This window comes from Dendronalium phyllosphericum CENA369 (genome assembly GCF_016056275.1).
GTDB classification, from domain to species: domain Bacteria; phylum Cyanobacteriota; class Cyanobacteriia; order Cyanobacteriales; family Nostocaceae; genus Dendronalium; species Dendronalium phyllosphericum.
Map to the genome: position 1 here is coordinate 1 of NZ_JAECZA010000119.1, position 10,623 is coordinate 10,623.

Here is a 10,623-nt window from a genome sequence, read left to right on the forward strand (position 1 = left end):
CTCTATTTTCAGTAACTCTACTTTTTTATGCAGTATTTTTTATAACCATCCATTTTTTTCTCAACTTCAGCTTGATTTTTGACTTTCCATACCTTATTACTTTGGTTTTTTATTAAAAACTAGCGGACATATTCCCTATCATTTCTTTTGTGGCACTTTCAGGTGCGGAATGTAGGTTGTATTTAAATCGTGTTGTCTATAAAGCTGTAAAAATAATCGTTAATAGCAATTTTTAGGTTTAAATTTTATACCTATTAAAAATAGCTACTTTGGTTATTGTGATTATTTTAACGGTGTATAAATCTTAATGCTGTATCTGTGTAGTTATCAGCCATCTTGTCAAAATTGCAGGAACTAATATGATTGCCCTCACCAAGACATTGACACAAACAGCAATTAAACCACAACAGCCTAGTGTGAAATTACATACTTTGCAACAAGCTGCTTTTTTGCAAGAAGTTTTAGAAGGATTAGGAGATGGTATTTTAATTGTTACTGAAACTGGAGAACTCGTTCATGCTAATGCAGTTGCTTACCACATCTGTTATCAGTTAAATCAAGCTAATTATAACTCTCATTTCGTCCCGTCAGCTATTTGGGATCTTTGCCAATCCCTACTTGATAGCCGAAGTTTGCTTTCTCCACGGCTCATGATGTTGTCTGATGAGATTGCCCTTGATAAATCAACTATTTTCCACATCCGGGTAAGATTGTTATATTTAGATAAATTCCAGCTTTCTTGTTTGTTAGTTACAATTGAAAATCGATATGAGTCTTTGAAAAATACTGCGATCGCAGAAATCAAAAAATATGAATTAACATCGCGAGAAGCGGAAATATGGTATTTATATCGAGAAAATTATAGTTGTAAAGAGATGGCTGCCAAGCTTTATATTACCTTAAATACAGTGAAAAAACATATGAAAAATATTCATGCAAAGCGACAATATTTTTTAGCCAATCATCACTAATATGAGAACTTAATTTTTTTTAGAAAATAGTATTTATTGGTTAATTAAGCATCATCAATCGAAGCAGAAATTAAGAGGTAAGATAAGACAATCGACAAATTTTCAATATCGAATCATACCGATTCAGGCGATCGCAGGTCATGTTTTTCTATTTTATAACAGCATTTGCCCAGTGTAATAGTTTGAATACTTCAAAATTCCTAACTTTCGGGAACATTTTTTAGTAAGCAGCGCAATAATTACCTACAAAGCTAACTGTGATGTCAGCTATTCTGGACTTGGGAATTCTTCCAGCCTTCCTTTGAGCTTCTGACAATTTTACTCTGCATAGAGTTATTACAGAGGATTATCCCTTGATTTTAGTTTGATTCCAGGTAGAGAACATCGCAATAATACTGACTATTATTTGTCTATCATTGCTATCTCTCAGGCAAACTAGGGATTGTGAAAGACAAGTAGTGGAGCTAGGATGACGCTAGCTCAACAAGCGATTACACTGTGGTTAGTGTCAATCGATTGTTGCTAAAAACAACACTTAGATATTTTTAATGACATTGTTAATTATTTCTAACTTCTAAACCTGCTATATCAAAAATTACTTATGTCAGTGCATAAACGTAGTTTTGGCGAGACCGCTGATTTGATTATTGGTGTTAATAACCAAGAAAGTCGCCACTTGCAACCAAATTCTGCCCCTATGGGTGCTCTTGCCCGAAGAAAGGGAACTATATCTACGTTTCTTGCTCCCCTGACTCAGGATACATTTAAACAAGTTGTCACAGAAGTTGAGCAAAAATTACAGATTGTTCATCAAACTCTGTCAATGTTGGATTCTCATGGATTTGAGACAATATTGCAAGAAATGTTGCACTCAATTACCTTAAAAACTGGAGAATTATTAGGAGCAGACCGGACAACTATCTTTTTATTAGATGAAGAAAAACAAGAACTTTGGTCAATTGTAGCTGAGGGAGAAGGCGATCGCTCTCCAGAAATTCGCGTTCCAGCAGATAAAGGCATTGCTGGTGAAGTTGCCACTTTCAAACAAGTAATTAATATTCCTTTTGATTTTTATAACGATCCGCGTTCAGTATTTGCTCAACAGCAAGAAAAAAGAACTGGCTACCGCACCTATACAATGCTAGCTTTGCCGCTACTGAACGAACAAGGACGATTAGTAGCAGTGGTGCAATTACTCAATAAATTAAAACCGATCCCCAATCCAGAGGCTCCACTATCAGAGCGCATTGATACTATCGGCTTTATCGCAGCTGACGAACAATTATTTCAGGAATTTGCGCCTTCAATTCGTTTGATTTTAGAGTCATCCCGCTCCTTTTATATGGCTACGCAAAAGCAAAGAGCGGTAGCAGCATTGATGAAAGCGATTAAATCTCTCAGTCAAAGCAGTCTTGACTTAGAAGATACCTTAAAGCGAGTCATGGATGAAGCCAAGGAATTGATGAATGCCGATCGCAGTACCTTATGGCTTATAGACCGCGATAGCCATGAATTGTGGACAAAAATTACCCAAGATGATGGTTCAACCAAAGAACTACGAGTACCGATAGGTAAGGGTTTTGCTGGTATCGTCGCGGCATCTGGGAAAAAACTAAATATTCCCTTTGACTTATATGACCATGCTGACTCGGAAACTGCTAAACAACTGGATCAGCAAAATGGCTATCGTACCTGTAGTTTACTTTGTATGCCAGTGTTTAACGCCGACCAAGAATTGATTGGCGTTACTCAACTAGTAAATAAAAAAAAATCAGGAGATTTTCCTGCTTACGATCCGGCTTGTTGGCCGAAAGCTCCCGATTGCTTCCAAGCTAGTTTTGACCGCAATGATGAAGAGTTCATGGAAGCTTTTAATATTCAAGCAGGGGTAGCATTACAAAATGCTCAGTTGTTCGCCACTGTTAAGCAACAAGAGCAAATGCAGCGAGACATTTTGCGTAGTCTTTCCAATGGTGTGATTTCCACTGATAAATCAGGGTCAATTATTGCGGCTAATGAAAGTGCTAAACGCTTATTAGGATTAGAATCTGAAGACCGTTTAGAAGGTCAATTGATTAGTGATGCGATCGCGATTAAAGAAGGCAACTTTAGCAAGTGGTTTCAGAATGCTTTGCATGGAACCGACTTAAAATGCCGTCAGCAATATTATCCAGATCGCACGCTTGTGAGTAGCGGCCCAGAACAGCATAGTATTAATTTATCAATTAACTCAATTGCTGATGCCAGCGATCATCAACAAGTGCGAGGCGCACTTGTTGTCATGGAAGATATCAGTGATGAAAAGCGTCTTAAAAGTACCATGTATCGCTACATGACTCAGGAATTAGCAGAAGAATTATTGAAATTAGATGATGCTAAATTAGGAGGCGATCGCAAAGAAGTTTCGATTTTATTTTCTGATATTCGCGGTTACACCACTTTGACGGAAAACCTGGAAGCAGAAGAGGTGGTGAGTATGCTCAATGAATATTTTGAATCAATGGTAGAAGCAGTTTTTAAACATAAAGGTACACTTGATAAATACATCGGTGATGCCATCATGGCTGTGTTTGGTTCGCCTCTACCATTAGAAGAACATGCTTGGATGGCAGTACAAACATCATTAGAAATGCGCTATCGCTTATCTGAATTTAATCATCGTCGTTATGCAGCTAATAAACCCAGAATTAATATTGGTATTGGGATCAATTCCGATACTGTAATTAGTGGCAATATTGGCTCTAGTAAGCGAATGGAATTTACTGCTATTGGCGATGGTGTTAACCTTGGTTCTCGGCTAGAAAGTGTTAGTAAACAGTACGGTTGTGACATTATTATCAGTCAGAACACTTTTCATCCATGCCAAGAGAATATTTGGGCTAGAGAACTAGATTTCATTCGCGTCAAAGGTAGAAATGAGCCAGTATCTATATACGAACTGGTAGGTTTGCGTTCCGATCCAATTAGTAGCGAAAAATTACAAGTTATTGAACATTATCACAAAGGCCGTGAATATTACCTCAAACGCGATTTTAACCGTGCCAGAGCTGAATTTGCCCTAGTTTTAGCAGCTGACAACCAAGATAAAGCTGCAATGTTGCATCTTTTACGTTGTCAGCATTGGTTGCAATCACCTCCAACAGACTTTGATTGGGATGATGGTGTTTGGACGTTTAATGAGAAGTAGTCAGTTGTCAGTTGTCAGTTGTCAGTTGTCAGTAGGCAGGAGTTAAAAGTTATTATTCTCCTCCTGCTCCCCCAACTTCCTCATCCCTCTCGTTTCCATAATTACCACCCAAAAGGAGAGTGAAAATAGCCAAAACCGCGGCTATAGAATTGCAGCCGTCCAAAGCCGAGAAATTGACCGTGAGACTTTTCACCTGGAGGAAAAGCTGTGACTCCAAATAGATAGACACCTGAAATTGTCGGATTTTGCACTGGTTTCAGACCAATTGTGATGGTTGTACCCGGAGATACTGCTGGATCGAATGTTAGCGATACTGTTTGCGTTTTGCGATCGCTTATCGCATCTCTCAATCCTATTTTTTGTCCTTTGTGCGAGCGGCTACCCTCAAAAGCGAAACTATCTTTGAGGTCAAAGCGAATGTAGTCTGCTCCCTCGCGCTGGTTAATCGTTATCTTCTGCAATGGTTCGCCCGCATTCTCTGGCAAACTTAGGGTAAAATAGTACGTCGCACCCCATACATAAACGTCGTTGTAAGTAGTTGTTGCTCCAACGAGGCGCGGTGGTTCGGCAAAATATACTGTGCCATCTTGTAACTGAATTGCGTGACTCGGCTGGAAAGCATATCCTGCCATCATCGCTGTAGTTGCGATCGCTGTGCCCCACAAAATTCTCAGGCGCATTGCTCTACCCAGATGACAGCATTAGATAATATAACACTTCTCAATCACACTCAACAAAAGCGCAAAGTGTTACGCCCTTACTATTATGCGTATTTTAATAATTTAAATATTTTACAAAAAACTTAATATTTAGCATTAATTCATCAAAAAAATAACAATCATTACTTTTTGAGTTTACAACTGTGTTTGTAAAAGATAATTGATATATGTTGTCAAAATACCCTCAAAGTTACAAACTAAAAATACGACACAAGCAATTATCTATATGAATACTCTTTCTACCTTTGAATTGAAGAGACCAATTTGGCAAACTGCTGTCATGTTTGCTTTGGGTTTCTGGCTGAGTGCAAGCGTAGTTTTAGATTGGGTAATTATGCCTAGTCTTTACCTTTCTGGTATGATGAGTCAAGCAAGTTTTACTACAGCAGGTTATGCAATTTTTTGGAATTTTAATCGCATAGAATTATTATCTGCTGCTGTAGTATTGACTGGCGTACTAGCTTTAAGAAAAACCCAATCTCGTTGGCATTTTAGCGGCATTGTACTATCGCTAATACTGCTATCTATAGCTATCTTGGATACCTATTTTCTCACTCCGCAAATGTGCGCTGTAGGAACTCATCTCAACCTATTTGAAACAGCATCTGCAATTCCAGCGCAGATGAATTTATTACATGGTAGTTATTTTGTACTAGAAGCAGTCAAATTAATAGCAGGTGGTGCTTTATTAAATTGGTACTGGCGGCAACCAATTTAATTTTTAACGCAAATAACCCAAACCAAAATATGCCTACTAGTCCATTAATTCAACTAGTAGGCATTTTATTTGGCAGATTCAAAAGAAAACAGGGCAAATCGATATGTAGTAGATGAGACATGACGACAATTTCTGATTTCCTTATTGTTAGTTATGAGGCAGCGTTGGACTGGCAGTTTTGAATTGCATCCAGGTAATGGCAACAACGATCAGTATTCCACCCGTTATCTGGGCTAGATTCAGGGTTTGACCAAACCAAATCCATGCCAGTACCGAGGCGATTGCTGGTTCAAGGGTAGCTGCGATCGCGGCTCGTTCTGCTTGAACCCGTTGAATACACCAGAAAAACAACAGATAAGGCAGCAAATTACCTGCTATCCCAACGTAAAGCACTTGCAGAATATTCTCTGGAGCCAGCAGCGTCCAGGGTATTCCTTGAGTTAGCTGATAGGCAATCCAAACTAAACTGGCAACCGCAAAGGTTTTTAACATCACACCGATGGTTTCGGTTGTGGCGCTCATCTGCTCACTTAGCAAAATATAGGCAGCAAAAAATACTGCCGTGGTTAACCCAACAAAAATCCCAAACCAGTTGACCTGTCCGATACTACCAGCAAATAAATTAGAAACAAGGATAACACCAATTATTGAAAGGCTTAGAGCTATCAGCACAAAGCGAGAAGGAAGACACCAGGAAGTAACAGCAGTCCACAGGACAACCAAAATCGGAGCCGTAAATAGAAGCACGATTGCAACAGCAACTGGCAACCGTTGAATTGCTAGGTAGTCCGCACCCACCAAGCCAACTAGCACCAGTCCCAATCCAAACTGTTGGCGATTCATCCGTTGAGCTTGCGATCGCCCAATAAAACTATCCAGAACAGCAAGACCAAACGTAGCAATTACGGCGCTTGCTCCTGCCAACTCAAATGGAGAAACTCCTTTCAAGAACAAACTATTCGCCACGTTCGCTGCGACTGCCCATAAAATAACTGTCAGTACAATCGCCACTAACCCTGATACACCTTGGGAAGATCGATTGACTTCAGATCCAGTATCCAAAGCATTGTGAGTCATTTGACACTCCAATATGCAGATCGAAGCAACTATTTGTATATCTAAAAGTTGCATTTGATATAGTTGCATCTGCAATGATACGAAATAAGCATCAACTAGTTGAAAATGCAACTAATTTTTTGGATACTAGTGGTATGGATACCAAACCAAAATTGGACGATTTGCGTAACTCTTTGTGGCGACTGTTTTTGACGACTCAGGTTAAGCTGCTAGAGCGGATTGAGTCCAGGTTTTCTCAAGCTGGATTGCCGTCAATGGAATGGTATGATGTACTGCTGACTCTCAAACAGGCTCCAGACTATCGTGTACGCCTGAGTGATTTAGCAGTAATGGTGCTATTAAGTCGCAGCAATTTGACCCGCTTGCTCGATCGCCTTGAGAGTAACGATCTTCTGCGTCGCGAACCTTGCAAGAGCGATAGACGCGGCACTTTTGCAGTTTTGACCGAGGCAGGATTAGCCATGCAGCAAAAAATGTGGGTTGTTTATGCCGAGGCCATTTCAGAATTTTTTGGTTGCCATCTAGACGATGAAGAAGTCAACGTGATGGAGCGAGTTTTGAAGCGAATGCTTATATCAGCTTTTGAATCAGAGGGTTAAAACTCTTCATCTTTCATGTTTTCTTGGGATGCTTCATTATTAAATAAAAGCAGGCGGGCGGCGAGGATGGCAAATCCGACAGCTGCGATCGCTTTTAATAAACGTGTAGGTAATAATTCTGATACAGCTCCTCCTGCTAATGCTCCCAAAAGACTGGTGAGCAAAAGCGCGCCTGCTGCGCCAAAAAATACCGCCCGTGGAGATTGACAACGGCCTGAAAGCGCGATAGCAGCTAACTGACTTTTATCACCTAATTCTGACAAAAAAACTGTAACGAAGCTCAGACCTAAAAGATGCCAATCCATAAAATTAAGGAGAGTGGGGAGATGAGGGAGGAGGGGAGGACAAGGGGGACAAGGGAGACAAGGAAGAACTAATAACTGCTTCTGCCTTATGCTTTCTGACTTCTAACAACTGACCACTAACAACTGACTAATGACTAATGAATACATCCCAAAACAGCATTAGAGAAATTAACAGCAACATTACCCCTGCTGACTTTTCTACGGTTTTTGGGCTGAGTTTGTTAGCTATCCAACTACCTAAAAGCACGCCTAATAAACTAGTAGTTACCAATGCAGCCGCAGATCCCAGAAATACCACCCACGGTGAATGAGATTGCGCGCTCATTAACAAGGTAGATAACTGAGTTTTATCTCCAATCTCTGCGAGAAAGATGGTAATGAAAGTAGTACCAAAAATTGCCAGTGCTGATTCCTGCTTTTTTTGATTATCAGCAACTACAGGCTGGAGTGGCTCAATAATAGCAGTAGTTAAGTTAGATTCTAGGCCATCTTTGAATTCTGGTTGATATTCAGTCTGGGATGTGCGAGAAAGGCTCACAGGTGCGGAGTCAAGTTTCACAGGCAGTAGTTTTATTACTAGGAAGTTTTCATATTCTTCTCATTTTCTCAGATTGTCGTCATAAATAGCAACCCCATTGCATAAAACGCAATAGATTACAAACCAACAGCTTGGTTAAAACGCAGGATTTCCAAACTGCGATCGCCATATACTCCTTCTATCTGCTGACGACAGCAGTCAATGGCAACAAGGCTTGAGAGCATCACACCCCGGTTAGTTTCAGGCATGAGAGTAGCCTATCGCGTAGCCGATGCCATAGGTAACATCTGTCGTAATTCTTCCAACAGCAGTAACGCCTTGTCATATGTCCGTGGTGTTATCCCCGTCTTGCTGACTCGTGCGGCTTCTTCTGCTTGTGCCTGCCACGTCTCGACTAACACGCGCAATTGCTCGATGTTGTTAACTGCTGCTACCTCGTCGAAACCAACAGGTATACGGGCAACCCTGGTATTAGCAACATCTGTATACTTCCGGTTGCTAGCTGGTGTTCCTTTCTTCCGTCCACCCCCGGCACGATATCCACCTCTACCTATTGCTACACCTCATATTTAGGTTTGCTGTTACAGCATATCATAGCATAGTTAGTCATCGGTTTCCAACATCTTGAGCAGTCGTTTACCCTCTGCATAACGCCGTCCGCTAAAACCCAACACCTCAGTAATGATGTTCGTATCGCTACAACCACGCTGACGAGCCGCATCTACCGCAGTTTTCATGGCTACCACCTCGGCTGTAAAACCGCTTCCGCCCATTTCCGCCGAGGCTTCTACCGTTTTTGAGACTATACCATCACTAATAGTTGGTAAATTGTTGGTAAATTCTGGTGAAATGTTGGGAAGTTGTGATGATGTAAGCGTCGCTGTTTGGGAAGTGGATGTTGTTGACTGGTTATTGCTAACAACCCACTGACACGGCTTGTCATCAACAATGAAACGCCCGTGGGGAAACTCTTCTAACCACGTTAACAACTTTACGTCCATCGCCAGTAGATGAGGGTGGCGCAGATAGTTGGCGTTGCCTACGCTTAGGCTTCACGTTGGTTTGCTGAGACTTAGCAATGCTGTTGTTATCGGTTTCTGTCGGCATAGCTATATAGTTAGACTGGTTTTATGCGGCATGTATAATGCTTCTGCATAACAGCATAACACATATAACTGTATAACAAATAGACGTGGCTAACAAACCAGAACAATTGGTAGTGCGACATTTCCCAGAGTCTTTACGTATTAGACTTAGAGTTGAAGCTATGAATAGACGGCTAACAATGGCTCAATTACTAGAGGCTATTTGTAATGAATGGCTTGAGCGTAACGCTACAACACAAGTCACAATGAACGAGGTTAATACCAACGACGAGGAAAGTTAAACGTTAAGGTACAGTGACGCGCAGTCGTCGGGGTTAGCCTCTAAATACCAGTTGGTTGTAGAGATGTTGGCGTGTCCTAGCGTTTCCTTAACCAGTTGAATAGATGCACCGTTGGCTAGGCTATGACTCGCACAGGCGTGGCGTAGAAAGTGAGCCGAGACTAACGATGTTAACCCAACCGCAATGGCGCAGGCTTTAACTATCTTCGATGCGTTACAACGGTCGAGTTGTTTACCTGACTGCTTACGATGACGGTTGCTGTATGACTGAAACACGTAGTCATTAACCCCGTTGTGTTGCTGAGTGGTTCGCAACTCGGTTAACTCTTTCCAAACTGACAACGGTAAAACCAACGTGCGGTATTTTCCACCTTTACCAAACACGCTGACGGTTATTTTAGTGGCGTTAACCTCGGTAAAGTCAGACCAGCGTAAACCTACAGCCTCGCTAACACGTAAACCTAGACTGTACAACACCTTCAACATACAACGGTTTCGGGTATCTTCTGTCCTGTCAAGCATCCTGAATACCTGTTGCTGCGTTAGAGTTTTACCAGCTAACGTGGTCGATGCTTTTGGTTTACGTACAGCCACCATAGGGTTAGCAGTGAGGAAACCGAGACGGACAGCAAACGAACAGAAGCTAGAGAGTGACGCTAACTTGCGGCGAGTAGTGGCAACAGCGTATGTCTGTTCTAGGTGTTGGGCGTAGGCGATGAAGGTTAACGGTGAGATGGTACGGAAGTCAACCAGCTTGGCGAACGCTCTGAATTGCCGAATGTCACGCCTGTATTGTTCGCGTGTCGTCTGGCTTAACCCAACCAGCCACAACTCAATAGACCTCTTGCAAAAGTCCTAGATGCGTGAGACAAGTAGGATAGAGTTGGGTAGCATCTATGACCTACGAACAGGTAAAGAGTCTGAAATCAGAAGACTTTAAACGCTTGTGTGGTGTACGTCCAGATACTTTTAACGAGATGTTAGAGGTAGTGCGATCGCTTCATCGAACAAAACAGAAAACAGGGCGACCGGGTAAATTAAGCTTAGAAGACCAATTGTTGATGACATTAGAATATTGGAGAGAATACCGAACATACTTCCATATAGGTCAATCTTGGGGAGT

At 41.4% G+C, this 10,623-nt stretch carries 13 protein-coding genes and 1 pseudogene; 7 read left to right on the top strand and 7 right to left on the bottom strand.

The features are described from left to right. Positions 1-359: 359 nt before the first annotated feature. Both I8752_RS20020 and I8752_RS20025 read left to right on the top strand, forming a co-directional pair. Positions 360-971 (top strand): helix-turn-helix transcriptional regulator, encoded by a 612-nt coding sequence (locus I8752_RS20020; protein WP_214434050.1) that lies wholly within the window; start codon positions 360-362, stop codon positions 969-971. Between the two features lie 601 nt (positions 972-1,572). Further along, positions 1,573-4,158 (top strand): GAF domain-containing protein, encoded by a 2,586-nt coding sequence (locus I8752_RS20025; RefSeq protein ID WP_214434051.1) that lies wholly within the window; start codon positions 1,573-1,575, stop codon positions 4,156-4,158. A 101-nt stretch (positions 4,159-4,259) separates the two neighbouring features. Here I8752_RS20025 and I8752_RS20030 read toward each other — a convergent pair whose 3' ends face one another. Beyond that, on the bottom strand, positions 4,260-4,838 hold the full coding sequence (locus tag I8752_RS20030) for a DUF2808 domain-containing protein (protein ID WP_214434052.1): 579 nt from the start codon (positions 4,836-4,838) through the stop codon (positions 4,260-4,262). Between the two features lie 265 nt (positions 4,839-5,103). Between I8752_RS20030 and I8752_RS20035 the strand changes: the two genes are divergently transcribed. Further along, positions 5,104-5,595, top strand: a complete 492-nt coding sequence (locus tag I8752_RS20035) for a hypothetical protein (RefSeq protein ID WP_214434053.1) — start codon at positions 5,104-5,106, stop codon at positions 5,593-5,595. 147 nt (positions 5,596-5,742) lie between these two features. Here I8752_RS20035 and I8752_RS20040 read toward each other — a convergent pair whose 3' ends face one another. Continuing rightward, a complete protein-coding gene (locus tag I8752_RS20040; protein ID WP_214434054.1) occupies positions 5,743-6,672 on the bottom strand; it encodes an EamA family transporter in 930 nt (309 codons plus the stop codon). Positions 6,673-6,746: 74 nt separating this feature from the next. Here I8752_RS20040 and I8752_RS20045 point away from each other — a divergent pair, with 74 nt between their 5' ends. Then, positions 6,747-7,271 (top strand): MarR family winged helix-turn-helix transcriptional regulator, encoded by a 525-nt coding sequence (locus tag I8752_RS20045; protein ID WP_214434055.1) that lies wholly within the window; start codon positions 6,747-6,749, stop codon positions 7,269-7,271. Here I8752_RS20045 and I8752_RS20050 read toward each other — a convergent pair. From I8752_RS20050 to I8752_RS20060, 3 genes and pseudogenes are all read right to left on the bottom strand, one after another. Beyond that, positions 7,268-7,576: a TMEM165/GDT1 family protein gene (locus I8752_RS20050; protein WP_214434056.1), complete on the bottom strand. Its 309-nt coding sequence runs from the start codon at positions 7,574-7,576 to the stop codon at positions 7,268-7,270. The two genes, I8752_RS20045 and I8752_RS20050, sit on opposite strands and share 4 nt — an antisense overlap. Before the next feature lie 127 nt (positions 7,577-7,703). Further along, positions 7,704-8,135 (bottom strand): TMEM165/GDT1 family protein, encoded by a 432-nt coding sequence (locus tag I8752_RS20055; RefSeq protein WP_214434057.1) that lies wholly within the window; start codon positions 8,133-8,135, stop codon positions 7,704-7,706. Positions 8,136-8,230: 95 nt separating this feature from the next. Then, positions 8,231-8,320, bottom strand: a pseudogene (locus tag I8752_RS20060) (YkgJ family cysteine cluster protein); the annotation flags it as partial. A 40-nt stretch (positions 8,321-8,360) separates the two neighbouring features. Between I8752_RS20060 and I8752_RS20065 the strand changes: the two are divergent. Beyond that, the gene (locus I8752_RS20065; RefSeq protein WP_214434058.1) at positions 8,361-8,687 is read left to right on the top strand and encodes a hypothetical protein; all 327 of its coding nucleotides are present in this window, start codon (positions 8,361-8,363) and stop codon (positions 8,685-8,687) included. Positions 8,688-8,716: 29 nt separating this feature from the next. On the opposite strand, the gene I8752_RS20070 is transcribed toward I8752_RS20065, so the two are convergent. Continuing rightward, positions 8,717-9,115, bottom strand: coding sequence for a hypothetical protein (locus tag I8752_RS20070; protein WP_214434059.1), 399 nt, complete (start codon positions 9,113-9,115; stop codon positions 8,717-8,719). 191 nt (positions 9,116-9,306) lie between these two features. Here I8752_RS20070 and I8752_RS20075 point away from each other — a divergent pair, with 191 nt between their 5' ends. Continuing rightward, positions 9,307-9,501, top strand: a complete 195-nt coding sequence (locus tag I8752_RS20075; protein ID WP_214434060.1) for a hypothetical protein — start codon at positions 9,307-9,309, stop codon at positions 9,499-9,501. Here I8752_RS20075 and I8752_RS20080 read toward each other — a convergent pair. Next, on the bottom strand, positions 9,498-10,331 hold the full coding sequence (locus tag I8752_RS20080) for a tyrosine-type recombinase/integrase (RefSeq protein WP_225895777.1): 834 nt from the start codon (positions 10,329-10,331) through the stop codon (positions 9,498-9,500). The genes I8752_RS20075 and I8752_RS20080 overlap by 4 nt on opposite strands. Before the next feature lie 65 nt (positions 10,332-10,396). On the opposite strand from I8752_RS20080, the gene I8752_RS20085 reads away from it, so the two are divergent. Continuing rightward, positions 10,397-10,623, top strand: a 227-nt coding sequence (locus tag I8752_RS20085) for a helix-turn-helix domain-containing protein (RefSeq protein ID WP_214434061.1), incomplete at its 3' end; no start/stop codon positions are given.

Coding starts and splice junctions, on each gene's coding strand:
- I8752_RS20020 (WP_214434050.1), top strand. CDS start 360: ATGATTGCCCTCACCAAGACATTGACACAAACAGCAATTAAACCACAA.
- I8752_RS20025 (WP_214434051.1), top strand. CDS start 1,573: ATGTCAGTGCATAAACGTAGTTTTGGCGAGACCGCTGATTTGATTATT.
- I8752_RS20030 (WP_214434052.1), bottom strand. CDS start 4,838: ATGCGCCTGAGAATTTTGTGGGGCACAGCGATCGCAACTACAGCGATG.
- I8752_RS20035 (WP_214434053.1), top strand. CDS start 5,104: ATGAATACTCTTTCTACCTTTGAATTGAAGAGACCAATTTGGCAAACT.
- I8752_RS20040 (WP_214434054.1), bottom strand. CDS start 6,672: ATGACTCACAATGCTTTGGATACTGGATCTGAAGTCAATCGATCTTCC.
- I8752_RS20045 (WP_214434055.1), top strand. CDS start 6,747: ATGATACGAAATAAGCATCAACTAGTTGAAAATGCAACTAATTTTTTG.
- I8752_RS20050 (WP_214434056.1), bottom strand. CDS start 7,576: ATGGATTGGCATCTTTTAGGTCTGAGCTTCGTTACAGTTTTTTTGTCA.
- I8752_RS20065 (WP_214434058.1), top strand. CDS start 8,361: ATGAGAGTAGCCTATCGCGTAGCCGATGCCATAGGTAACATCTGTCGT.
- I8752_RS20070 (WP_214434059.1), bottom strand. CDS start 9,115: ATGGACGTAAAGTTGTTAACGTGGTTAGAAGAGTTTCCCCACGGGCGT.